The sequence below is a fragment of the Saccharopolyspora sp. NPDC049426 genome (assembly GCF_040676935.1).
Lineage (GTDB): Bacteria > Actinomycetota > Actinomycetes > Mycobacteriales > Pseudonocardiaceae > Saccharopolyspora.
The window spans coordinates 565,736-588,526 of the sequence record NZ_JBFAPZ010000004.1; the positions used below are offsets into that span (position 1 = coordinate 565,736).

The following is a 22,791-nucleotide window of genomic DNA, read 5'->3' on the forward strand; positions in this document are numbered from 1 at the left end:
TTTCGCTTTCAACCAATCTTATGCCAACCCGGCGACCCGGCGATCAGGCCGAACTCCGGCGAGCCGCTCCTCACGACGCGCTGACCTGCGCTCGCCCGTGTCAGGCTGAACCCGTGAACGAAGGCCGACTGGCGACCTACCGGCGGAAGCGCGACTTCGAGCGCACCGCCGAGCCCCGCGGCGACGGCACCACCGGAACCGGCGACCGGTTCGTCGTGCAGCGCCACCGCGCCCGTCGCAGGCACTACGACCTGCGGCTGGAGTTCGACGGCGCGCTCCTGAGCTGGGCGGTGCCCAAGGGACCGACGCTGGACCCCTCGGTGCGCCGGATGGCCGTGCAGGTCGAGGACCACCCGCTCGAGTACACCGACTTCGAGGGCACCATCCCGGCGGGCGAGTACGGCGGCGGCGACGTGATCGTCTGGGACCGCGGCACCTGGACTCCGGGAGAGGACGACACGGCCGCTGCCCTCGAAGCCGGCACCCTGCACTTCGAGCTGCACGGCGAGAAGCTGCGCGGGCGGTTCGTGCTGGTCCGGCGCGGCGAGAAGCAATGGCTGCTGCTGCACAAGCGCGACGAGCACGCCGAGGACGGCTGGGATCCCGAGCAGCACCCGAGGTCGGTCAAGAGCGGTCGCACCAACGAGGAGGTCGCCGCCGACCCGGATGCGATGTGGCGCGGGGACCTGCCGGCCGACCAGGCCGAGATCCGGCTCCACCCGAGCTGGGAGCCGCCGACCGATTCCGAGCTCGCCGAGCTGGAAGGGCTCAGGGCCAAGGGGACCTGGAACCTGCAGGGCCGCCGGATCTCCCTGACCAACCTGGACAAGGTCCTCTTCCCGGGCCGCGACGGCGAGGAGCCGATCACCAAGCGCGAGCTGGTCGCCTACCACGCTCAGATCGCGCCGGTGATGCTGCCGTACCTGGCCGGACGGGCGCTCAACAGCCACCGCTTCCCCAACGGCGTGGACTCCACCGGCTTCTGGCACAAGCAGGCTCCGAGTCACGCCCCGGAGTGGCTGTCGACCTGGGAGTACCCGGGCGCCGACGTCGACGACGTGCAGCGCTACATCGTCCCGGACAGCCCCGCCGCGCTCGCCTGGCTGGCCAACTACGCCGCGCTGGAACTGCACCCGTGGACCTCGCCGACCAGCGACGTGGAGCATCCGAGCTGGGCGCTGTTCGACATCGACCCCGGCGAGCAGACGAGCTTCGACGAGGTGCTGACGCTGGCCAGGCTGCACCGGGCGGCGATGGATCACCTGGGCGTCGTCGCGAAACCGAAGGTGACCGGCCAGCGCGGCATCCAGATCTGGGTTCCGATCGAGCCGCGCTACACCTACGCCGAGACCCGGGCGTGGGTGGAGAAGGTCTCGCGCGCCGTCGGCAACACCGTCCCGGAACTCGTCAGCTGGGCGTGGACGAAGACCGAGCGGCGCGGGCTGGCGCGGCTGGACTACACGCAGAACGTCCTCAACAAGACGCTGGTCGCCCCCTACAGCGCCCGCCCCCGGCCCGGCGCCCCGGTCTCGGTGCCCCTCGAGTGGGACGAGCTCGACGATCCCGACCTCACCCCGGACCGCTGGACCATCCGCACCGTCCTCGACCGCCTCGCCACCACCGGCGACCCCTTCGCCGACCTCCTCAACCACCCCCAACCCCTCCCTGCGGTCTGACCCCCAACCCAACCCGACCTCCCAAACCGACCCCACCCGCGGCGGTTAATTTCATTCCCCACTGAACCCATCATCACTACCGATTCAACTTTGTCGACCGGAGTTCCACTGAAGTTCGGGACCGGAGTTCCACTGAAATCCGGACCCCGATTTCCATTGAAATCTGGTCAGTGGGGGTGGGTTGGGGGTTGTGGGTGGGGGTAGCGGGTGTCGAGGAGGCCTTGGCACCAGGTCTGGTTGGCTTCGATGCTGATCCGGGTGGTGCGGGCGATCCTCAGGCGGAGCGGGAGGTCGTCCTGCGTGAGCGGATCGCCCGCGTCGTCGGTGAGCAGCGGCGCCCGGTCGTCGTCGCGGAGGCCGAGTCGCCGGCGGAGGCGGCGGAGCGCCGTCGTGTCCGGGAGGTCGGCCAGGGTCAGGGCGGTCAGGTCTTCGTGGGTGCGACCGGACTTGAGCAGGATTCCGGCGAGGCGCTCCTGCTCCGCCGCGTGGGCCTTGCGCAGGAACACCGCGCGGAGCTCGTCGAGCTCACCGGCGGCGAGGCCGGGGAACGCCGCGTCGAAGCCCTCTCCCGCCGCGACGCCGGCGTTGATCTCCTCGGCCGCGAAGTGGTCGAGGAGGCGCACCGAGACGCGGCCGACCCCGGGCAACGAGCTCAGCGCGCCGTGGGCGTCGGCGACCATCAAGTAGGCGAAGTTCGGTGCGCAGAAGTAGGTCGGCAGCCGCAGGTCGACCTCCACCCCGTCGCCGCGCACCTCGCACCGGGCGACGAACCCGAGCTCGGTGATCGGCCGGTCCAGCTCCGGATCGACCACCGAGCCCAGCGCCCGCACCACCACGTCGGTGTCCACAGTGGAGGCCGCGGTCATCGGGCCACCGCCTCCCGCGCGGACGGGATCTGCACCGGCACCTCGATGTCGTAGAGCTTGGCCATGTTCAGGCCCAGGACCTTGCGCTTGACGTCGGGTGTGAGCACGCCGTACTCGGACTGCATGTCCTCCGGGATCTGGAAGTCCACGAACTTCTCGATCAACCACTGCGGCGTCCAGATCGCGTAGTCGCTGGCGAAGGTCAGCCGGTTCTCGTCCAGCCAGTAGAGCAGTTCACCGATGATCTGGGCGAAGTAGCGCGGCCGGGAGTGGATGAACGGCATCGCCACCGCCAGACCGCCGTAGACGTTGGGCTCCTGCGTGGCGATCCAGCAGAAGTCCTCCAGCCTCGGCAGGCCGCAGTGCTCGACGATGAAGTTCAGCTCCGGGAACTCGGTGGCCGCGTCGTCGACGTCGGCGACGTCGAAGGCATCCCGGTTAAGCGGGTAGATCGTCGGCCCCTTGTGCACGTGGATGTTGCGGATCCCCAGCTCCTGGCACTTGTCCAGGTACCGGTAGGACCACGGGTCGGAGAGCTTCCAGCCCTTGGAGGCGCCCTTCCACTCGGCGGTGTAGAGCTTCACGCCGCGCAGGTTCCAGCGCTCCGCCTGCCGCTCCAGCGACGTCAGGCCCTCCTCCTCGTCGCGCGGGTCCCAGCTGCCGTTGACGATGAAGCGATCCGGGTACTTCTCGGCGAGAGTGCCGTCCCGTTCGGTCGTGTTGAAGCCGTTGACGAAGAAGTCGGTCAGGTAGGTCGGCTGGAAGATGGCCTTGTCGACGTAACCGACCTCGAACAGGTCGTGCAGCACGTCCTGCTCGCTCTGCAGCTGGAAGTGCTCCAGCGACCACTTGTGCTCCTCCGGGCTGAGGTTGGAGTGGTAGTCGTAGAAGCAGTTGAGGAACCCCGTGCCGTAGCGGTTGGCCTGGTTCGCGGGCGTGCCATCCCAGAAGTGGATGTGCCCGTCCACGATGAAGTACTGCTCGTCGCCCTTGACGTACATGTCCGGTTCCTTCCTATGGCACGAGAATCGCTCGACCGCCGGGAATGCGGCCTGCGTCGAGATCGGCGAGCGCGCCGAGCGCCTCGTCCAGCCCGTACTCGCGGGTGCGCAGCGAGACCTGGCCTCGCGCGGTCAGCGCCATCAGCTCGTCGAGGTCGTTGTAGGAGCCGACGAGGTTGCCGATCACGTTGATCTCGCGGGAGATCACGTCGATGGTCGGGATGTCCACCCGCCCGCCGTAGCCGATGACGAAGTACGAGCCCGCCTGCCTGGTCATCGCCACACCTTCGGCTTCGGTACCGCCTTCACCTACGAAGTCGAGCACCACGTGGGCACCCCGACCTGCGGTGATCTCCAGCGCGGTGTCCACGTGCGAGCCGTCGGCGAGCACCGCGTGGTGGGCACCGAGCTGCGTCGCGAGGTCCAGCGCCTCCTGCGAGCGGTCGATGACGGTGATCTCGGCGGGCGTCATGGCCAGCACCGACTGCAGACCGATGTGGCCGAGGCCGCCCGCGCCGATGAGGATCACGTGGGTGCCCGCGTGCAGCAGCGGCACGGCCTTGCGCACCGCGTGGTAGGCCGTGAGCCCGGCATCGGCCAGCGCGGCGACGTCGGCGGGTGCCAGGCCGTCGTCGAGGCGCACCACCGAGCGGGCGTTGGTCAGCATCAGCTCGGCCATGCCGCCGTCGGCGTTGATGCCGGGGAAGCTGGAGTTCTCGCAGTGCACGTCGTCGCCGGAGCGGCAGGCCCGGCAGAGCCCGCAGGTCACCAGCGGGTGCAGGATGACGCGGTCACCGGGAGCGGTGTTGCTGACGGCTGAGCCGACCTCGCGGACCGTTCCGGCGTTCTCGTGGCCGATGACGTAGGGCAGCGCGACGCCGCTCTTGTCCTTCCACTGGCCTTCGATGATGTGCAGGTCGGTCCGGCACACCCCGGCCGCGTTGATCTCCACCAGCACGTCCCAGGGGCCGGTGACCTCGGGATCCGGGACCGATTCGACGACAGGCTTCTGCTCGTACTCGTGCACGCGTACCGCTCGCACCGCCGACCACCTCCGGCTCGACCAGGACGGGTCCGTCCCAGGTTGCGCCGAAGCGGCCATGACCGCCCGTCGGGCCGGGCCGTCTGATTCGGTCAAGTCGGGCGATCAGCGATGCCGCCCGCGGGATGCTCGCCGCGCCGAGCGGATCAGGCGTCGACCCAGCCGTGGCGGACGGCGATCTGGGTGAGCTTCTGGCGGACCTGCAGGATCTGCTCTGCGGTCATCGTCGGCGCGGAGGTCAGCAGCGCTTCGGTGACGGTCTCGTGGAACTCCTTCGCCGAGAGCACGTCGAAGAGCTCCTCCTCCGGCGGCTGCTCGCCGGGAGCGGCGGACTGGCGCAGGATGTGGACGTTGGAGGCCTTGGGGCCACGGTCGCTGTCCTCGGGGTCGAACTCGACGACCGCACCGGGGGCGACCAGCCGCTTGTCGAAGGTCAGGTCGTTGACGTGGATGAAGACGTCCTCGCCACCGCCGTCGGGCGCCACGAACCCGTATCCGCGCACCTCGTCGAACCGGACGACCTTGCCCGTGACCATCTGCCGCTCCCCACCTTCACCCCGTACCCGAACCGCAGGTCAGGCACTCTACCCGCGGTCACATCGGCGAGGCGAACCCAGTGGCGGTGCGGACCTCGGCACTACCGACGCGGCATCGGGATGTCGGTGTCGGGCCGGCTGCGTTCCTTGGGGCCGTGCTCGATGAAGTCCGCGGCGAACTTGATCCCCGCCTGGTAGGCCTCCACCCGGGCACGGCCGATCTCGGCCTCGATCGTCTCCGGGTGCAGCTCCTCCGCCAGCGAGCGCATCTCCGCCAACCTGCTGCGGGTCTCCTCATCCATCCTGTGCGCCATCCTTCCGCGTGAACATCTCCGGAGATCCTCACTGGTTTTCACGTTCTTCGCACGGCCGACGGTCAGGCTAGACCCGAGCCGCGGGCGATCCCGATCAGGTGAGGACCGCACTGCCGTTACCCCGGACACGACCCTGGGTCACCGGTGTCGATCTGCGGATACGATCCGCCGGGCAGCAGGCGGCAACGGCGCGGAGGCGGCATGAGCAACGGGGAACTGCGGCTGGAAGTCGATCAGAAAGTGGCCCAGATCACGATCGACAACCCCGGCAAGCGCAACGCGATGAACGCCGCCATGTGGCGACGGCTGCCCGAACTGCTCGCCGAGGCCACCGCCGACCCCGAGGTCCGGGTCGTGGTCCTCACCGGTGCCGGAGACGCGTTCTGCGCCGGCGCGGACATCTCCGAGCTGCACGAGATCGAGGGCCCGGAAGCGAGCGCCACCGAACCGGCGGAACGGGCGCTGCTGGAGTGCCCGCTGCCGACGATCGCGCTGATCAACGGCCTGTGCATCGGTGGCGGCTGCCAGCTGGCGGCGGCCTGCGATCTGCGCATCGCCGCCGAGTCCGCCGTTTTCGGCATCACCCCGGCCAAGCTCGGCGTGGTGTACCCGCCGTCGAGCATCGCGCGGCTGACCGAACTGGTCGGTCCGTCGGCGGCGAAGTTGCTGCTGTTCTCCGCGGACTTCTTCAACGCGCCCCGCGCCCTGGCCATGCGACTGGTCGACGAGGTCGTGGCCGATCCGGCGGAGCGGGTGGCCGAGCTGGCCGGGACCATCGCGGCACGCTCCCAGCTGAGCGTGCGCGCGGCCAAGGAGCTGGTGGACCTGGCCGGACGCGGCGCGCCGCTGACCGAGCGAGCCGAGCACTGGCACGAGGTCGCGGTGAAGACCGGCGAGACCGCCGAGGGCGTCGGCGCGTTCCTCGAACGCCGGTTGCCGGTTTTCCCGTTCGCTTAGCGGAAATCCCGATCAGAGCACGTCATCTCGCGTTTCACTCCTCTGTGGACGGCGCAGCGGAACCACCGGGTTACCGCGCGCTGCACGCACTGTTCATCCTTCTCGCGATGATCAGTCCACGTTCGTTCCGGAAGTGATCGTCACCGGGCGTCCAGGGCCCGGCGGCTTGCCGAGATGACCTTGGTCAGCGCCTCGTGGAGCTCTTCGAGCTCGAAGAGCTCCATGCCCAGGGTCTCCACGATCTTGTACGGGATCTTCTCGGCTTCGGCGCGCAGCCGCGCACCTTCCTCGGTGAGCGCGACCTCCAGCCTGCGCTCATCGCTGCGGCTGCGGGTGCGCAGCACGTAGCCCACTGATTCCAGGCGTTTGAGCAGCGGTGACAGCGTGGCCGCGTCGGCGTGCAGGACGTCGCAGAGATCGGTGACCGAGCGCGGCGAGCGTTCCCACAGCGCCAGCATCACCAGGTACTGCGGGTGGGTGAGGTTCATCGGCGCCAGCAGCGGCCGGTAGAGCGAGATGACGTTGCGGGAGGCGACCGACAGCGCGAAGCACACCTGGCGGTCGAGGGCGAGCGGGTCCTCGCCCAGGTCGGGAGTCTGCACGGGGTCAGCTTACTCACCTTCCGCTACGCGCTAATAGTTAGTGTGCTAAATATCGGGTGTGAGCCAACACCCCGAAGCCCGACTGGTGCGACCGAATCCGCTGCGGTGGGTCTGGTACGCCTTCGGCGGCCGCCTGCCCGCACGGCACCGCGAATGGGTGCTCCACGACGTCACCTGCCGGACCTGGGTGCTGCGGCACACCGCGCGCAGCCTCGTCCAGATCTCCCCCGGCCTGCTGTTCCTGCTGCTCCCGGGCCCGCTGTGGATCCGGGCGATGGCGGTGCTCGGCGGAGTCATCCTCGCGCTGTGGTACTCGCTGTCCTACATGGAGCACACCTGCGAGTACCGGCTGCACAAGCACGGCTACCCCATCGGCACCGGCCGGGCGACGCGCGAAGCCGCCCACGCCGAAGCCCGCGCCCAGCGGGCCTCCCGCTACGACGAGATCTACCGCAACAACGGCTGAGCGCTCGTGCGCCCGGGTGAGCATCGTGGCAATCCCGGTTGCCGCAGTGGCAAGGTGGAGGGGTGGACGCGGAATTCGGGCAAGCGCTGGACGCCGTCGGGCCGAGGTTGCGGGCGCTGCGACGGCAGCGGGAAACGACCCTCGCGGACCTCTCGAACGCCACCGGGATCTCGGTGAGCACCCTGTCGAGACTCGAGTCCGGCTCGCGGAAACCGACCCTCGAACTGCTGCTGCCGCTGGCCAAGGCGCACGGGGTCACGCTCGACGAGCTCGTCGACGCCCCACCCACCGGCGACCCGCGGGTGCACATGCGGCCGGTCAAGCGGGGCGGCCTGACGATGCTGCCGCTGACCCGGCGCGCGGGCGGCATCCAGGCGTACAAGCTGATCCTCCCGGCCGGGAGCGGCCGCAACGAGCCCGATCCGCAGACCCACGAGGGCTACGAGTGGCTCTACGTCCTCAACGGGCGTCTGCGCATGGTGCTCGGCGAGCACGACCTGGTGCTCTCCCCCGGTGAGGCCGCCGAGTTCGACACCCGCGTTCCGCACTGGTTCGGCGCCGCCGACGACCAGGCCGTGGAGTTCCTGAGCCTGTTCGGCAAGCAGGGCGAACGCGCACACCTCCGCGCCCGCCCGAAGCACGATCCCGACAGCCCGGGGTCGTGATCTCGTCCCCGCGCGGTCACCACGAGCGACCCGATCTTCCTCGGCCGGTTAGGTTGAGCGCTGAAGGCTGAGGTTCGAGGAGGAGTTTCGATGGGCAAGCCAACGCCGGTAGCGGTGGTCACCGGGGCCAGCAGCGGGATCGGCGCCGCCAGTGCCAAGGCCCTGGCCGAGGCCGGCTTCGAGGTGGTGCTCGGCGCGCGCCGGCTGGACCGGTTGCAGGAGGTCGCCGACTCGATCGGGGCCCGTGCGCTGGAGCTCGACGTCACCGACCAGGCCTCGGTCGACGCGTTCACCGACGCCGTCGAGCGTTGCGACCTGCTGGTGAACAACGCGGGCGGCGCGGTCGGCTCCGAGACCATCCTGGACGCCAAGGACGAGGACTGGCTGTGGATGTACGAGACCAACGTGATGGGCACCCTGCGGGTGACCCGCGCGCTGCTGCCGAAGTTGCTGGAGTCCGGTGACGGGCAGGTCATCAACATCGGATCGGTCGCGGGCCGCGAGCCCTACGCCACCGGCGGCGGCTACAACGCGGCCAAGCACGCTGTCGCGGCGCTGACCCGAGTGCTGCGGCTGGAGATGTTCGGCCAGCCGATCCGGGTGTGCGAGATCGACCCGGGCCTGGTCCAGACGGACTTCAGCCTGGTCCGCTTCCGCGGCGACCAGGAGAAGGCCGACGCCGTCTACCAGGGCACCAACCCGCTCACCGCGGAGGACGTCGCCGAGACCGTCTCGTGGGTGGCGACCCGTCCCCCGCACGTCAACGTCGACCAGATCCTGCTGCTGGCCCGCGACCAGACCTCGGCGCGCGTGATCCACCGCTCGGAGTGACCGGCACCGGGGCTGGGCGCTGCGCGTTCAGCCCCGGAAGCGGTCGGCCCAGGCCATGACGTCGGCCGGGGTGGCGTTGCCGCCGCAGACGACGAGGCCGAGCTTGACGTCCTCGCGCTCGGCGATGATCCGGCGTGCGGCCGGGAGCAGGCAGCCGGCGGCCGGTTCGGCCCACAGCTTCGCGTGCCCGGCGAGGTCCAGAACGCCCTGCACCGCTTCGGAATCGGGCACCACCAGCACGTCTTCGACCATCTCGCGAACGTGCTGGTAGGTCAGCTCGGAGACGGCCGGGGCGCTGAGGGTCGACACGATCGAGGACAGCTCGACGGCCACCGGGCCGCCGGCCGCCAGCGCGGCCGACATCGCCTCGGCCCCTTCGGTTTCCACGCCCCAGATCCGCACGCCGGGTCGCTTCGCGCGCAGCGCGGTGGCCACGCCCGAGATCAGACCACCGCCGCCGATGCTGACCAGGACGTCGGTGAGTTCACCCGCGTCCTCGGCGAGTTCCAGCCCGACCGTGCCCTGCGCGGCGATCACCGCGGGATCGTCGAAGGGGTGCACCAGCGTGCTGCCCTCGGCCCGGAGCTGGTCGGTGAGCGCGAACGCCCCGGCCATGTCGTCGGCCAGGCGGACCGTGGCCCCGGCGGACTCGGCCACCTCCACGGCACGCTCGGGCGCCGAGCGCGGCATCACCACGGTGGCCTTGACGTGCAGTGCACCGGCCATCACCGCCAGGCCGATGCCGTGGTTGCCGCCGCTGACCGCGACCACACCGGCCGCGCGCTCGGCCTCGGTCAGCGACAGCAGCTTGGCCACCGCACCGCGAGCCTTGAACGACCCGGTGCGCTGCAACAGCTCCAGCTTCGCGGTCACCGGTGCGCCGAGCAGCTCGGACAGCCCCGGACTGGTCACCGTCGGCGTGCGCACCACGTGCCCTAAGATGACACCCGCAGCGGCTTCGACGTCCTCGATCCCGATCACAACGCGCCTCCCCAGCACTCCTTCCCCGCACGGTAGTCACCCGCACGGCGCAGTGCGCGATCGGGCCGGTTTGTCCATTGTGGATTCCGTGGAACCGCGCCGGATCTCCCGCGAACGGACCATCGCGCGACATCGGCGTGGGAACCGTCAGCCTCTCTCCGGGCGGAAGTACGGGATGACCTCGTGCTCCGGTTCCGGGCCCGAGGGTTCGAAGGCGACCTCGACCCGCAGGTCGCTGAGGTCGGCGTCGGGGTCGACCCCGTCGAGCCGGGTCCACCACCAGGGGCCTTCGTCGAGCTCGACGATGCCGACCACGAGCCGGAACGTGCCGCCGTCGGGAAGCTTGTGGTGCACCGCGCTCCAGGACACCACCCGACCCGTTCCGCTCGCCGCGACCTGCTCGACGTCGTCGTCCGGGGCGATCGGGGTGTGCGGGCTCAGGTGCTCGCCGGTGTCGCGGCGGCGGGGAAGGCGGAGTTCACCGATGCGGGTTCCGTCGAAGAACTCCGCGCTGGCGTGGTCTCTGGCGACCGGGACGAGGGCCATGGAACCTCTTTCAGGCGGACAGCACCAGCGTGCTGTGGTGGGAGAAGATGCCGCCGTTGCCCGACACCAGCACCAGCTCGTGGTCGGGGACCTGGCGGGCGCCCGCCTGACCGCGGGCCTGGATGATCGCCTCCGACAGCGGCGTCATGCCCCACATGTAGTAGGACGACAGCTGCCCGCCGCCGGTGTTGACCGGCAGCGAGCCGCCGGGACCGAGCACGCCCGGGGTGGAGACGAACTCACCTCCCTCGCCCTTGGCGCAGAAGCCGTAGTCCTCCAGGGTCAGCAGGACCGTGAAGGTGTAGCAGTCGTAGAGCTCGGCGATGTCGATGTCGGCCAGCGACACCCCGGCCATCCGCAGCGCCTGCGGGCCCGCCTGGGCCGCGCCGCTGACGAGTCCCAGGTCGTCATCGCGGCGCAGCGAGCCGCCGGGGTGGGCCTGGGCCCAGCCCAGCACCGACACCGGCGGCTGGGCCAGTGAGGCGGCGCGATCGCCGCGGGTGACGACGACGGCGATGCCGCCGTTGGACACCAGGCAGCAGTCCAGCAGGTGGAAGGGCTCGGCGACCAGCCGGGACTCCTGGTGGTCGGCGATGTCCATCGGCTCGCGGAACCGGGCCAGCGGGTTCATCGCGGCCCACTCGCGCTGCGCCACGGCGATCTCGCCGAGCTGCTTGCTGGTGGTGCCGTAGGCCTGCATGTGCCGTCGCGCGGCCAGCGCGTAGAACGAGTTGGGGCCGGTGAACCCGCTGCTGGCGACCATGCCGCCCCAGCCCTTCGGCGAATACCGGTCGGCCGCGTAGGCGGCGCCGGTCGAGGCCCCCTCGCGCAGCGGGGCGTCGGCGAACACGCAGACCACGGTGTCGGCCATGCCCGCCTCGACGGCCATCGCCGCGTGCTGGACCATCGCGCCTGCGGTGGACCCGAACGACTGCATCTGGCTGAGCAGCCGCAGGTCCACCAGCCCCAGGTCGTCCTGCAGGCTCAGGTCGACACCGCCCGCCAGTCCCGCCGAGACCAGCAGGCCGTCGACGTCGCCGAGCCGCAGCCCCGCGTCGGCCACGGCCCGGCGAACCGCCTCGGCGGCGAACTGCTGCGCGGTGCGACCGTAGACCTTGCCCATCTCGGTCATGCCGAGACCGGCGATCGCGGCCCTCCGGCGCGCAGGCAGGTCACGGCGACTGCTCATCTGCCCCCCCTTGCGGAACGATCTCGATCCGAAAGTAGGTCAGGGCATCCGCTTTGTAAACGCCCGCGGGCTCAGTCGAAGTAGCGGCGCGGGTTGTCCACCAGCATCGTCGTCAGCTGCTGCTCGGTGACGCCCGCTTCGCGCAGCGCCGGGAGCACCACGTCGTGGATGTGCGTGTAATGCCAGTTCGGCAGGGCCTGCTCGACCACCCCCGACGGGAACCAGTCGATGTGGCAGGACGCGTCGTGGGCCAGCACCATCCGATCGGCCAGTCCGCCGCGCGCGAGCTCGGCGATGGTGGCCACCCGTTCGTCGGTGGGCAGCAGGACGTCCAGCCCGAAGCGGTCCATCCCGATGTAGGAACCGTTGTCGATGAGCTCCCGCAGGTAGTCGGTGTCGGTGGTGTCGCCGCTGTGCCCGATCACGACTCTGCCGAGGTCGACTCCGTTGCGCCGCAACACCTCCTGGGCGACGAGGCCGGTGCGGTGGGCTGGGCTGGTGTGCACGGTGATCGGCGCACCGGTCCTCACGTGCGCCTCGGCGACGGCGTTGAGCACGCGCTCCACGCCCGGCGTGAGCTCCTCCTCGATGGCGCACTTGAGGAACGCGGCCTTGACCCCGGTCTCCGCGATGCCCTCGGTGATGTCCTTGACGAACATCCGCACCATCACCTCGTCGCCGCCGAGCAGCGTGCCCGGGCCGTGCAGGCGGAAGAAGAACGGCACCGAGTCGTAGGTGTAGAGGCCGGTGGCGGTGATGATGTTGAGGTCGACCTCGGCGTTGATGCGGGCGACGCGCTCGACGTCGCGGCCGAGCCCGATCACGGTCGGGTCGACGATGGTGTCCACCCCGCGCGAGGCCAGCTCGCGCAGGCGCTTGATCGCGTCGGCGACCCGTTCCTCCTCGTCCCAGAACTCGGGGTAGTTGCGGCGGATCTCCTCGTTCAGCACGAAGACGTGCTCGTGCATGAGCACTGTGCCCAGCTGATCGGCCGGAACCTGTCCGCGCACTGTCTCGACCATCTTCGTCCTCCTCGACGAACGGCAGCGTGCCCGGCACCCTAGACGCCCGATCGGCTTGCGCGGACCCGTCCGAGGTGGGCATGTTGGAGCGGTGACCGTGGTCAACACCTTGGGCGCCGCGACGTTCCGCGACGAGGAGTTCCCCGCCGACCCCTACCCCGGTGCGCGTCCCGCCCACTCCTACCTGCACCTGGACGGAACCGGGTGGCGCCTGACGCCCGACCCCTCGCTGCCCTCGGGCTGGCGGGTGGGCGCGGGCTGCCTCGACGAGTTCCTGACCGGTGCGGGTGCCGAGCCGCTGTCGGCCCGGTGGCCGGTGCTGGCCTACGGCTCCAACGTCTGCCCGAGCAAGATCACCTGGCTGCGTTCCGAGCTCGGCCTCCGGGGCCCGGTCGTGGTCCTCAGCGCCACATGCACGGGCCTGTCCGCGGTGTGGGCCTCCGGGGTGCGCGCTCGCGACGGCCAGCGGCCGGCCGTGCTCGTCTCGTCTCCCGGGGTCGTCGAGCACCACGCGGTGTGGCTGGCCACCGCCGGGCAGCGGCGGGTCCTCGACGAGTGCGAGGGCCGCGGCGAGCGCTACCGGCTGGTGCGGCTGCACGGCCCCGAACGCGTCGAGCTCGACACCGGTCCCGCCGCCGACGTGCTGGCCTACGGCGCGCTCGGCGAGATCCGCCGCCCGCTGCTGGTGGACGGCCGGTTCGTGCCCTGCAGCGCCCTCACCCAGAGCGAGGCGCGCGACCTCACCGGCACACCGGCCGCCTCCGACGGGCTGACCTGCACCGAGATCGTCGGCGAACCCGCTCCCCCGACCGCACCGCTGGACGGCGAGGTGCCCCGGTAGGTTTGTTCCGGGGAGGAATTCACATGTTGCCGACTGCGGAACTGCACATTCACATCGAGGGGACGCTCGAACCGGAGATGCTGGTCGAGCTGGCCCAGCGCAACGGACTCGCGCTGCCGACCAGCGATCTCGACGAGCTCCGGGCGAAGTACGACTTCAGCGATCTGCAGTCGTTCCTGGACCTGTACTACGCGAACCTGCCGGTGCTGCGCACCGACCAGGACTTCTACGACCTGACCAGCGCCTACCTGGTGCGCGCGGAACGTGCCGGGGTGCGGCGGGCGGAGATCTTCTTCGACCCGCAGGTGCACCTGGCCAACGACGTGCCGATCGGCGCGGTGTTCGAGGGCATCACCGGAGCGCTGCGCGACTCCCGGGTGTCCACCGACCTCATCCTGTGCTTCCTGCGCGACCTCGGACCCGAGGCCGCGGCCGAGACGCTGCGGCTGGCGCTGCCCTACCGGGAGCGCTTCATCGGCGTGGGCCTGGACTCCGCCGAGGTCGGGCACCCGCCGGCGCCGTTCGCCGAGGTCTACCGGCGCGCGGCGGCCGAGGGCCTGCACCGCGTCGCCCACGCCGGCGAGGAGGGCGGGCCGGACTACGTGCTCGACGCCCTGGACGTCCTCGGCGTCGAGCGGATCGACCACGGAATCCGCGCCATGGAGGACCCCGAGCTGGTGGCCCGGCTGCGCGACGAGCAGATCCCGCTGACGGTCTGCCCGCTGTCCAATGTGGCCTTGCGGACCGTCGACAAGCTCTCCGACCACGTGCTTCCGGCGATGCTCGACGCGGGCCTGCTGGCCTGCGTCAACAGCGACGACCCCGCGTACTTCGGCGGCTACGTCGACGACAACTTCGCCGCCTTGCGCAGCGAGCTGGGCCTCACCGACGAACAGCTGAAGACGCTGGCGCGCAACTCGTTCGACGCGTGCTTCGCCACCGACGAGCAGAAGACGGCCTGGAAGGCCGAGATCGACGACTGACACGGTCCCCAGTGGACGCGTTTGGGAAACCTCCGCTCGCGGGTACCTCACCGAACGGTACCCGTGAACGGAGGTTCAACCATGGCTGACGAACTCAGCGGCCGCAAGGTCGCGATCCTGGCCACCGACGGCGTGGAGCAGGTCGAGCTGGTGGGCCCGCGCGACGCGATCGAACGCGCGGGCGGGCAGGTCGAGGTGGTGTCGCCGCACGCCGGGGAGATCCAGGCGATGAACGGCGACATCGACAAGGGCGACCGCTTCCCGGTCGACCGCGAGGTCGCCCGTGTCTCGGTGCGCGACTACGACGCGCTCGTGCTGCCGGGCGGCACCATCAACCCCGATCAGCTGCGTCGCGACGGGACCGCGGTGTCGTTCGTGCGCGACTTCGTCAACGCGGGCAAACCCGTGGGCGCCATCTGCCACGGCCCGTGGACGCTGGTCGAGGCCGATGTGGTGAAGGGGCGGCAGCTGACGTCGTTCCCCAGCATCCGCACCGACATCCGCAACGCGGGAGGCGAGGTCACCGACCAGCAGGTCGTCGTCGACGGCAACCTGATCACCAGCCGCAATCCCGATGACCTGACCGCCTTCCAGGACGCGGTGATCAAGACGATCGCGTCGAGCTGACTCAGGCGCGCTTGGCCGCGACGAGGCGCTCGATGAGGCCGAGCTTGAAGCGCTCGGACTCCTGCACCTCGAAGCCCGCGGCGCGCAGGTGCCGCGAGGGGCGGCGGCGGAAGTGCTCGCCGCCCGTCGGCACCGTCACGACCTCGGCGGCGCGCTGGATCAGCCGGACCGGCCACGCGGTGCTCACCACGTGGTCGGCGAGCAGCAGTCGCCCGCCGGGCCGCAGGACCCGGTGCATCTCGGTGATCGCCTGCTCGTGGTCGGGGATGGCGCACAGCGAGAACGTGCACACCACGGTGTCGAACGCGCCGTCGGGGAACTGCAACGAACGCGCGTCGCCCTCCCGCAGCTCGACGTCGAGGCCGAGGGCGGCGCGACGTCGCCGAGCCAGCTGCAGCATCGCGGGGCTCCACTCGATCCCGGTCAGCGGCGTGCCGGCCGGGTACAGCGGCAGGTTCAGACCGGTCCCGATGGCGACTTCCAGCACCTCACCGCGAACCCGGGAGCAGACCCACTGCCTGCTGTCGCCCGCCAGGTAGCGGTCGAAGCGGGCCATCACGCCGTCGTACGAGGGCGCGGACTTGTCCCAGTACCGCCGCAGCTTGTTCGCGCGATCGCCGTTCACGGCGGGTAACGCTACCGGACCGAGGGGTCGCGCACCGGTGGTTTCAGCGCCTCGGCGGACGGCGGCGTCCGGGGATCATCCGCTGCCGGGACGGCCGGTTGTCCCCGGCGTGCCCCGGGAACGCGCCGGTCTGCGCGGCGATCGGGGGCAGGTTGGTGCCCGTGCCGGTGACCGGCGGCAGGTTCGTCCCGGTGCTCACCGGGCGCATGTTCGTGCCGGTGGCGGTCACCGGCCGCATGTTGGTGCCGGTCGCGACCGGCCGCATGTTCGCGCCCGTCGCGGTCACCGGGTGCGGGTTGGTGCCCGTGGCCGTCACCGCGCTCATGTTGGTGCTGGTGTTGCGGTTGATGTTGCGGATGCTGGAGGACACCATCACCAGGAAGGCCAGCACGCCCGCCTCGTCGTAGCCCGGCATCCCCGGAGCCGGTGGGTTGAACCGGGCGTTGAGCACGTCGTTGGACGTGAGGTGGTCGATGCCCCGCAGGGTGGCCTGGACCCGGTCCATGAAGGCGTCGACCTCGGCCTTGTCCAGCGCGGAGCTCTGCGACGTCGCCGGCTGCAGACCGCGGAACTGCTCGGACGGCCTCGCGGCGGCGGCTTCGGCCACCGGGGCCGGTTCGCGCGCGGGCCGCTTCGGCACCAGCACCTCAGCGGGCTTCTCGCGGTTCTCGGCGGGCTTGCGCGCGGGTTCGGGTTCCTCCGCCGGGCGGGACTTGCGACGCTCGTCGGCGCGCACTTCGAGCTTCATCAGCGTCAGCGCGACCTTGTCCAGGAACTCGTCGACCTGAGCCTTCTTGTAGGCGCGACCGCCGCGCCTGCGCGGGCTGAACTCGGCGGTCAGCACGTCACGAGCGCTCACCGCCCGCTTGCCGCGCAGCGTCGCCTCGACCCGTCCGAGGAAGTGGTCGACCTCGGCCTCGTCGTATCCGCGTTCCTTGCGCCAAGCCCGGCCGAAGACGACATTCCGCACGTCATCAGGGGTGAGCATTACTCCGGCCTCCACAGGGCGTCCGCATCATTCCTCTCGGACGCATACCCGGCTCGTCCCGCCAGGCCCCCGACCGCCCGTTGTGCGGGCTCAAGCTTGCCCAAACCCAGCCGACAGATCAAGGGCCGAGCCAGCCGATTGGCGTTGATCCGACCGAGGTAACCGCGCGATCCGAAAATCGGCGGAAATCTTCACGAGGCTTTCAGGCGCTGTCTAGGAACGCTGCGCCTTCCCTTCGGGGGTTTCTGCCACCGGCACCGCCACGCAACGCGATTCCTCAACGACTCCTGGCACCCGAACCCGGAGGTGACGATCCGCCCACGTCACCCCCGGGTCGGGCCGGTCAGGAAGCCTGTTCTGTGAGGGGCTTCCGGTGGGTTTCCGGGGCCGTTCTCATCGCGACAGCGGCGATGAGCGCCCCGGACGCCACCAGGACGGCCACGCTCCAGGACTTCCCGCCGGACCAGAGGATGAGGCTGGTGGCCAGCAGCGGCGTGAAGCCGCCCAGCAGGACGCTGCCCATCTGGTAGCCGATCGACAGCCCGCTGTAGCGGAGCTGCGGTTCGAACAGCTCGACGTAGAAGGCCGCGATCGGCGCGAACACCGCGGCGTGCGGAACGGCCAGGGCGATCACCAGGGCCACCGCGATCAGCACCGGCGAACGGGTGTCGACCAGCCAGAAGAACGGCCACGCGTACAGCGCCATGAACACCGCTCCGGCGATGAACACCGGCTTGCGGCCGATCCGGTCCGACAACGCGCCCCACAGCGGCAGGGCGACGATGTTGATCGCCGCGGCCAGCATCACCCCGGTCAGGCCCGCCTGCTTGGGCAATCCCAGGTGCTCGGTGATGTAGGTCAGGATGAACACCGTGAACACGTAGTAGTTGCCGCCTTCGGCGAAGCGCACGCCCACCGCGATCAGGATCTCGCGGGGATGGGTGCGCAGCACCTCCACCAGAGGCCGCTTCGCGGGACGGGCCTCGGTGAAGGACTCGGGTTCGCTGATGCGGAACCGGATGTAGAGCCCGACCACCGCCAGCACGACGCTGAGCAGGAACGGGATCCGCCATCCCCACGCGGTCAGCTGCTGCTCGGGCAGCATCGAGACGATGCTGAACGCTCCGGTGCCCAGCAGCAGACCGGCCGAGACGCCGGTTTGCGGCCAGGCGCCGTAGCGGCCTCGGCGATCGTCCGGGGCGTGCTCGACGGCCATCAGCACCGCGCCGCCCCACTCGCCGCCGACGGCGAACCCCTGCACCAACCGCAGCAGCACCAGCAGGGCGGGCGCCGCGATGCCGATCTGCTGGTAGGTGGGCAGCAGACCGATGAGGGTCGTGGCGCCGCCCATGAGCGTCAGCGTCATCACCAGCGTCGCCTTGCGCCCGAGCTTGTCGCCGTAGTGGCCTGCGACGAAGCCTCCCAGGGGCCGGGCGATGAAACCCGCGGCGAAGGTGCCGAAGGCCGCTAGCGTCCCGGCCGCCGGGGAGAGATCGGTGAAGAACAGCCGGTTGAAGATCAGCGCGGCAGCGGTGCCGTAGATGGTGAAGTCGTACCACTCGATGATGCTGCCGATGGTGCTCGAGACGAGCGTGCGCGACGCGGACCGTTTCGGGGCACGCGTCGTTGCGTCGACCGACATGGTCGGTGTGCCTTTCGTTTTCGCGTTCAGGGACGTGCCAGGGCGTTCGGCGCCCAGGGGAGGTCGGCCGTTCCGTGCTTGGCGGCTCGGACGTCTCCGGATCGGGCGTGGCCCTCGAAGAGCTCCACCCGCGCCGCGCGGCCGCAGACCTCGCCGAGGTGCGCGCTGGCCGCCGGGTCGGTGACCTCCTGGTAGGTGACGGTCTTGAGGTACTTGCCGACCCACAGACCACCGGTGTAGCGGGCGGCGCCTCGCGTCGGGAGCACGTGGTTGGTGCCGATCACCTTGTCGCCGTAGGACACGCAGGTCCCCTCCCCCAGGAACAGCGCGCCGTAGTTGCGCATCTTGTCCAGGGCTTCGCGGGGCTGTTCGGTGAGGATCTGCACGTGCTCGCTGGCGTAGGTGTCGGCCATCCGGTAGGCCTCGTCGAGGTCGGCGACCACGTGCACCTCGCCGTGGTCGCGCCAGGCGGGTTCGGCGTTGTCGCGGGTGGGCATCTCCGGCAGCAGCGCGTCGATGTGCTCGATGACCTTCCGCCCCAGCGATTCCGAGGTGGTGATCAGCACCGCGGGCGAATCGGGTCCGTGCTCGGCCTGGCTGAGCAGGTCGACGGCGACGACGAACGGATCGGCGCTGTCGTCGGCGACGACGAGCACCTCCGTCGGACCGGCGAACAGGTCGATGCCGATCTCACCGAAGAGCTGCCGCTTGGCCTCGGCGACGAAGGCGTTGCCCGGTCCGGCGAGCATGTCGACCGGTTCGATGGTCTCGGTGCCGAGCGCCATGCTGACCACGGCCTGCACCCCGCCAAGCAGGTAGATCTCGTCGGCACCGGCCAGGTGCATCGCGGCGACCGTCGCGTCGGGGACCTCGCCGCGGATCGGCGGCGTGCAGGCGATGACGCGCGGCACGCCGGCGGCCTTGGCGGTGAGGATCGTCATGTGCGCCGAGGCCAGCAGCGGATAGCGCCCGCCCGGGACGTAGGCGCCGGCGGCCGCGACCGGGATGTGCTTGTGCCCCAGGTGCACGCCCGGCAGCGTCTCGACCTCGATCTCCCGCATCGATTCCAACTGCTTCTGGGCGAATCCCCGCACCTGCTCCTGGACGAACTCGATGTCGGCGATGACCTGCTCGGGCACCCTGGCCATGATCTCGCCGATCTGCGCCTGCGAGAGGCGGAACGCCTCCGGCTCCCACTTGTCGAAGCGGGCCGAGTGCTCCCGCACCGCCTCGTCACCGCGCGCGCGGATGTCGGCGATGATCGCGGCGACCTTCTCCTGCACGTCGGGCAGCGAGGTCGTGGTCGCGGCCGAGGTCTGCTCGGCCCGCTTCAGCGCGAACGTCATGAATCCCTCCCAGGATGTTTACGTACACACAGACGATAGAGCGCGCGGATGTTTACGTAAACCCCGTAGGATGGCCTTCCTCGATGCAGAATGCGAAGGAGGTGCCCGGTGGTCACCAGCCGGGACGTGGCACGGCTGGCAGGCGTGTCGCAGATGACCGTGTCCCGCGTCCTGCAGGACAACGGCAAGGTCGCCCCGCAGACCCGGGAACGCGTGCTGGCGGCGATGCGGGAGGCCGGCTACCGGCCGCACGCCGCCGCGCGCACGATGCGCACCCGCCGCACCGCGACCGTCGGCGTCGTCGTCGCCGACATCACCAACCCCTTCTACCCGCAGCTGCTCGAAGCCGTCGCCGAGGCTCTCGACGCGGCCGGTCAGCGCATGGTGCTGTGGAACGGCCCGGACGGCTCGGGCGCCCTGGAATCCCTCGACGAGGGAACCGTGGACGGGCTGATCTTCACCACCGTGACCGAGGCGACGCCGCAGCTGGGCGACGCGGTGGCTCGCGCCGAGCCGATCGTGCTGCTGCACCGCGGGCTCGACGAGCTCGATTGCGACCAGGTCACCACCGACAACGTCGCGGGCGGGCGGGCCGTCGCCGACTACCTGGTTGCCACCGGTCACACCCGCATCGGCTTCCTGCGCGGCCCCGAACTGCCGAGCACCGCCCGGCACCGCGAGCACGGCTTCCGCGAACGCCTCGCCGAGCTCGGCCACCCGTTGTCCGAAGACCTCAGCGCGCCAGGCGGTTTCGCGCACGACGTCGCCCGCTCAGCGATGCGCGACCTGCTGGACCGGGCCGACCCGCCGACCGCGGTGTTCTGCGCCAACGACCTGACCGCGCTGGGAGCCGTGGACGGCGCGGTGTCGCTGGGCCGCAGGGTCCCGGAGGACGTGTGGGTGATCGGCTACGACGACATCGCGCTGACCGCCTGGGACTCCTACGACATCACCACGGTCCGCCAACCGATCGCGGAGATGGCGCGCGCGGCGGTCTCGCGGCTGCTGGAGCGGATCGGCGACCGCGACCTCCCGGCCCGCAGGGACTGCTTCCCCAGCGAACTGCTCGTGCGCGGCTCGACCGCGCGCACGCCGCACCCAGCGCACTAGCCGAGCCTCTGCGAGACTCGGATTGTTCGGCAATCGTCGAGGGGCGGGCGATGACTTCCTTTCCGACGGCGCTGGGCTTGTCGGCCGAGCAGACCCGGGACGTGATTCGCTGCGCCGGGCGCGCTCCGTCGCTGCACAACCGGCAGCCGTGGCGGTTCCGGCTCTCCGAACACGTCATCGAGGTCCACGCCGACCCGCAGCGACGGTTGCCCGCCGCCGATCCCGACGACCGCGAGCTGCGCCTGGCCTGCGGCGCCGCTCTGCTCAACCTGCGGTTGGCGCTCGAACACGCCGGGATCCGCCCGGTGGTCGACCCGCCTTCCCCGCTCGCACCACCGACCACGCTCGCCGAGGTCCGCAGCGGCGGTCGGACCGCCCAGGTCCCCGCCGAACGAGCGCTGTACGAGGCGATTCCGCGGCGCCGCAACAACCGCCGACCGTTCCAGGAGACCCCCGTCCCGATCGCGGACCGGCACGCGCTGGTCAGCGCCGCCCAACGGGAGCAGGGACGGCTGCACGTGCTCGTCCGGACCGAGCTCGACCCCTTCGGGGACCTGGTGCACCAGGCGCACCGCGTGCAGATGGACGACGAGCGCTTCCGCGCCGAGATGGACCACTGGACGGGCCGGGACCGCGACACCAGCGAAGGGGTTCCCGCCGTCGCCTCCGGGCCTCTGCCGGAGCCGCAGGACCTGTGGGTGGTGCGGGACTTCTCAGCCGGGCAGGCTCCCGCGAGGGTTGCCGGCAAGGACTTCGAGCGCGAGCCGCTGCTGGCCGTGCTGTGCTCGCTGCACGACAGCCGCACCGACGACGTGCGGGCCGGTCAGGCGCTGCAGCGAGTGCTGCTGACCGCGTGCGCCCACGGGTTGTCCTCCTCGGTGCTCTCGCAAGTGCCGGAGGTCCCTGAAACCCGCGAGGAACTGCGCCGCATGCTCGGCGGCTCGCTGCATCCGCAGGCGGTGCTGCGCTTCGGCTACGGTTCCCCCACCCCGGAAACACATCGCCGGGAGCCCGAGGAACTGCTGCTGGATTAGACGAACTCGGCTGCCGGGTGCACATCGGGGTCCGGTTCGGGCACGATGGGCCACCGGGCTGCACGAGGAGGTGCGCATGGCGAAGCTGATCTACTCCGCGATCGGTTCGCTCGACGGCTACCTGAACGACGCCGATGAGCGCTACGACTGGGCCGTTCCCAGCGACGAGGTGTTCGCGTTCATCATCGACCGGGAACGCGACGCGGGCACCTACCTCTACGGGCGACGCATGTACGAGGAGATGATCGCTTGGGAGACAGGCGATTTCACCGCAGAGGGCCCGCTGATGGAGGACTTCGCGCACCTGTGGCGCAAGGCGGAGAAGGTCGTCTTCTCGCGGACCCTGGCCGGTGTCTCCACGACGCGAACCAGGTTGATGCGGGAGTTCGACCCGGATGCGGTTCGGCGCCTCAAGGAGTCCTGCGCGGAGGACCTGCTGATCGGTGGCGCGGTGCTGGGCGGCCAAGCGCTGGACGCGGGCCTGGTGGATGAGGTCGAGATCTACACCGCGCCGGTGCTGGTGGGCGGCGGCACCCGGATCTTCCCGTCGAAGGCCCGGGTGCCGCTGAACCTCGTCGAGCACAGGAGTTTTGACGGCGGCATGACCTTCCACCGCTACGCCTGCGGGGGACACGGCCAGCCGTGAGCCTCCCGGGAGTGGTGGGAGACCGGGAGACTCACGGCTGGTTGCTCAGTAGCGGTAGTGCTCGGGCTTGTAGGGGCCCTCGACGTCGACGCCGATGTAGGCGGCCTGTTCCTTGGTCAGCTTGGTCAGCTTCACACCCAGCGCGTCCAGGTGCAGACGCGCGACCTTCTCATCCAAGTGCTTCGGGAGCACGTAGACGTCCTTGGCGTACTCACCGGGCTTGGTGAACAGCTCGATCTGCGCGATCGTCTGGTT

The 22,791-nt window shown here is 70.3% G+C and carries 26 protein-coding genes; 11 read left to right on the forward strand and 15 right to left on the reverse strand.

Annotated features, from left to right (window positions below; translation table 11 throughout):
• The first annotated feature begins 113 nt into the window (after nucleotides 1–113).
• On the forward strand, nucleotides 114–1,676 hold the full coding sequence (gene ligD / locus AB0J78_RS11635) for a non-homologous end-joining DNA ligase (RefSeq protein ID WP_363788836.1): 1,563 nt from the start codon (nucleotides 114–116) through the stop codon (nucleotides 1,674–1,676).
• 167 nt (nucleotides 1,677–1,843) lie between these two features.
• On the opposite strand, the gene AB0J78_RS11640 is transcribed toward ligD, so the two are convergent.
• From AB0J78_RS11640 to AB0J78_RS11660, 5 genes are all read right to left on the reverse strand, one after another.
• A complete protein-coding gene (locus tag AB0J78_RS11640) occupies nucleotides 1,844–2,542 on the reverse strand; it encodes an iron-sulfur cluster assembly protein (protein ID WP_363788838.1) in 699 nt (232 codons plus the stop codon).
• On the reverse strand, nucleotides 2,539–3,543 hold the full coding sequence (locus tag AB0J78_RS11645) for an amidohydrolase family protein (RefSeq protein WP_363788840.1): 1,005 nt from the start codon (nucleotides 3,541–3,543) through the stop codon (nucleotides 2,539–2,541). Before AB0J78_RS11645 ends, AB0J78_RS11640 begins: the two co-directional genes overlap by 4 nt.
• Before the next feature lie 13 nt (nucleotides 3,544–3,556).
• Nucleotides 3,557–4,585, reverse strand: coding sequence for an NAD(P)-dependent alcohol dehydrogenase (locus AB0J78_RS11650; protein ID WP_363788842.1), 1,029 nt, complete (start codon nucleotides 4,583–4,585; stop codon nucleotides 3,557–3,559).
• A gap of 146 nt (nucleotides 4,586–4,731) precedes the next feature.
• Nucleotides 4,732–5,121 carry a cold shock domain-containing protein gene (locus AB0J78_RS11655; protein ID WP_363788844.1) on the reverse strand — a complete coding sequence of 130 codons (390 nt, stop codon included), beginning with the start codon at nucleotides 5,119–5,121 and terminating at the stop codon, nucleotides 4,732–4,734.
• A 101-nt stretch (nucleotides 5,122–5,222) separates the two neighbouring features.
• Nucleotides 5,223–5,423, reverse strand: coding sequence for a hypothetical protein (locus AB0J78_RS11660; RefSeq protein ID WP_132679479.1), 201 nt, complete (start codon nucleotides 5,421–5,423; stop codon nucleotides 5,223–5,225).
• A gap of 213 nt (nucleotides 5,424–5,636) precedes the next feature.
• On the opposite strand from AB0J78_RS11660, the gene AB0J78_RS11665 reads away from it, so the two are divergent.
• Nucleotides 5,637–6,392: an enoyl-CoA hydratase/isomerase family protein gene (locus AB0J78_RS11665; protein ID WP_363788846.1), complete on the forward strand. Its 756-nt coding sequence runs from the start codon at nucleotides 5,637–5,639 to the stop codon at nucleotides 6,390–6,392.
• Nucleotides 6,393–6,532: 140 nt separating this feature from the next.
• On the opposite strand, the gene AB0J78_RS11670 is transcribed toward AB0J78_RS11665, so the two are convergent.
• Nucleotides 6,533–6,994: a MarR family transcriptional regulator gene (locus AB0J78_RS11670; RefSeq protein ID WP_363788848.1), complete on the reverse strand. Its 462-nt coding sequence runs from the start codon at nucleotides 6,992–6,994 to the stop codon at nucleotides 6,533–6,535.
• A 58-nt stretch (nucleotides 6,995–7,052) separates the two neighbouring features.
• On the opposite strand from AB0J78_RS11670, the gene AB0J78_RS11675 reads away from it, so the two are divergent.
• The 3 genes from AB0J78_RS11675 to AB0J78_RS11685 all read left to right on the forward strand — a co-directional run bounded on the left by AB0J78_RS11675 (nucleotide 7,053) and on the right by AB0J78_RS11685 (nucleotide 8,956).
• Complete coding sequence (locus AB0J78_RS11675; protein WP_363788850.1) at nucleotides 7,053–7,460, forward strand: DUF5313 family protein; 408 nt, start codon at nucleotides 7,053–7,055, stop codon at nucleotides 7,458–7,460.
• 62 nt (nucleotides 7,461–7,522) lie between these two features.
• Nucleotides 7,523–8,125, forward strand: a complete 603-nt coding sequence (locus AB0J78_RS11680; protein ID WP_363788852.1) for an XRE family transcriptional regulator — start codon at nucleotides 7,523–7,525, stop codon at nucleotides 8,123–8,125.
• A gap of 90 nt (nucleotides 8,126–8,215) precedes the next feature.
• Nucleotides 8,216–8,956, forward strand: a complete 741-nt coding sequence (locus AB0J78_RS11685) for an SDR family NAD(P)-dependent oxidoreductase (protein ID WP_363788854.1) — start codon at nucleotides 8,216–8,218, stop codon at nucleotides 8,954–8,956.
• Between the two features lie 27 nt (nucleotides 8,957–8,983).
• Here the strand turns inward: AB0J78_RS11685 and AB0J78_RS11690 are convergent, their stop codons facing one another.
• The 4 genes from AB0J78_RS11690 to AB0J78_RS11705 all read right to left on the reverse strand — a co-directional run bounded on the left by AB0J78_RS11690 (nucleotide 8,984) and on the right by AB0J78_RS11705 (nucleotide 12,694).
• Nucleotides 8,984–9,937, reverse strand: a complete 954-nt coding sequence (locus AB0J78_RS11690) for a pyridoxal-phosphate dependent enzyme (protein WP_363788856.1) — start codon at nucleotides 9,935–9,937, stop codon at nucleotides 8,984–8,986.
• Nucleotides 9,938–10,084: 147 nt separating this feature from the next.
• Nucleotides 10,085–10,483, reverse strand: a complete 399-nt coding sequence (locus tag AB0J78_RS11695; protein WP_363788858.1) for an OB-fold domain-containing protein — start codon at nucleotides 10,481–10,483, stop codon at nucleotides 10,085–10,087.
• Nucleotides 10,484–10,493: 10 nt separating this feature from the next.
• Nucleotides 10,494–11,672 (reverse strand): thiolase family protein, encoded by a 1,179-nt coding sequence (locus AB0J78_RS11700; RefSeq protein ID WP_363788859.1) that lies wholly within the window; start codon nucleotides 11,670–11,672, stop codon nucleotides 10,494–10,496.
• 71 nt (nucleotides 11,673–11,743) lie between these two features.
• The gene (locus AB0J78_RS11705) at nucleotides 11,744–12,694 is read right to left on the reverse strand and encodes a phosphotriesterase-related protein (protein WP_363788860.1); all 951 of its coding nucleotides are present in this window, start codon (nucleotides 12,692–12,694) and stop codon (nucleotides 11,744–11,746) included.
• Between the two features lie 91 nt (nucleotides 12,695–12,785).
• Here AB0J78_RS11705 and AB0J78_RS11710 point away from each other — a divergent pair, with 91 nt between their 5' ends.
• From AB0J78_RS11710 to AB0J78_RS11720, 3 genes are all read left to right on the forward strand, one after another.
• A complete protein-coding gene (locus tag AB0J78_RS11710; RefSeq protein WP_363788862.1) occupies nucleotides 12,786–13,535 on the forward strand; it encodes a gamma-glutamylcyclotransferase in 750 nt (249 codons plus the stop codon).
• A 23-nt stretch (nucleotides 13,536–13,558) separates the two neighbouring features.
• Nucleotides 13,559–14,518: an adenosine deaminase gene (locus AB0J78_RS11715; protein WP_363788864.1), complete on the forward strand. Its 960-nt coding sequence runs from the start codon at nucleotides 13,559–13,561 to the stop codon at nucleotides 14,516–14,518.
• A gap of 81 nt (nucleotides 14,519–14,599) precedes the next feature.
• Nucleotides 14,600–15,145, forward strand: coding sequence for a type 1 glutamine amidotransferase domain-containing protein (locus AB0J78_RS11720; protein WP_363788865.1), 546 nt, complete (start codon nucleotides 14,600–14,602; stop codon nucleotides 15,143–15,145).
• A gap of 1 nt (nucleotide 15,146) precedes the next feature.
• Here AB0J78_RS11720 and AB0J78_RS11725 read toward each other — a convergent pair whose 3' ends face one another.
• The 4 genes from AB0J78_RS11725 to hisD all read right to left on the reverse strand — a co-directional run bounded on the left by AB0J78_RS11725 (nucleotide 15,147) and on the right by hisD (nucleotide 19,746).
• On the reverse strand, nucleotides 15,147–15,770 hold the full coding sequence (locus AB0J78_RS11725; RefSeq protein WP_363788866.1) for a class I SAM-dependent methyltransferase: 624 nt from the start codon (nucleotides 15,768–15,770) through the stop codon (nucleotides 15,147–15,149).
• A 43-nt stretch (nucleotides 15,771–15,813) separates the two neighbouring features.
• Nucleotides 15,814–16,758 (reverse strand): DivIVA domain-containing protein, encoded by a 945-nt coding sequence (locus tag AB0J78_RS11730; RefSeq protein WP_363788868.1) that lies wholly within the window; start codon nucleotides 16,756–16,758, stop codon nucleotides 15,814–15,816.
• A gap of 343 nt (nucleotides 16,759–17,101) precedes the next feature.
• Complete coding sequence (locus AB0J78_RS11735; protein ID WP_363788869.1) at nucleotides 17,102–18,400, reverse strand: MFS transporter; 1,299 nt, start codon at nucleotides 18,398–18,400, stop codon at nucleotides 17,102–17,104.
• A gap of 26 nt (nucleotides 18,401–18,426) precedes the next feature.
• Entirely contained in the window at nucleotides 18,427–19,746 is a 1,320-nt protein-coding gene (gene hisD / locus AB0J78_RS11740; protein WP_363788870.1) for a histidinol dehydrogenase, read from the reverse strand.
• A gap of 108 nt (nucleotides 19,747–19,854) precedes the next feature.
• On the opposite strand from hisD, the gene AB0J78_RS11745 reads away from it, so the two are divergent.
• The 3 genes from AB0J78_RS11745 (at nucleotide 19,855) to AB0J78_RS11755 (ending at nucleotide 22,536) form a co-directional block, all read left to right on the forward strand.
• Entirely contained in the window at nucleotides 19,855–20,856 is a 1,002-nt protein-coding gene (locus AB0J78_RS11745) for a LacI family DNA-binding transcriptional regulator (protein ID WP_363788871.1), read from the forward strand.
• 50 nt (nucleotides 20,857–20,906) lie between these two features.
• On the forward strand, nucleotides 20,907–21,890 hold the full coding sequence (locus AB0J78_RS11750; RefSeq protein ID WP_363788872.1) for a nitroreductase family protein: 984 nt from the start codon (nucleotides 20,907–20,909) through the stop codon (nucleotides 21,888–21,890).
• Nucleotides 21,891–21,966: 76 nt separating this feature from the next.
• The gene (locus AB0J78_RS11755) at nucleotides 21,967–22,536 is read left to right on the forward strand and encodes a dihydrofolate reductase family protein (RefSeq protein ID WP_363788873.1); all 570 of its coding nucleotides are present in this window, start codon (nucleotides 21,967–21,969) and stop codon (nucleotides 22,534–22,536) included.
• Between the two features lie 45 nt (nucleotides 22,537–22,581).
• Here the strand turns inward: AB0J78_RS11755 and AB0J78_RS11760 are convergent.
• Nucleotides 22,582–22,791 (reverse strand): adenosylhomocysteinase (locus AB0J78_RS11760; RefSeq protein WP_363788875.1); only part of this gene is annotated, 210 nt, incomplete at its 5' end.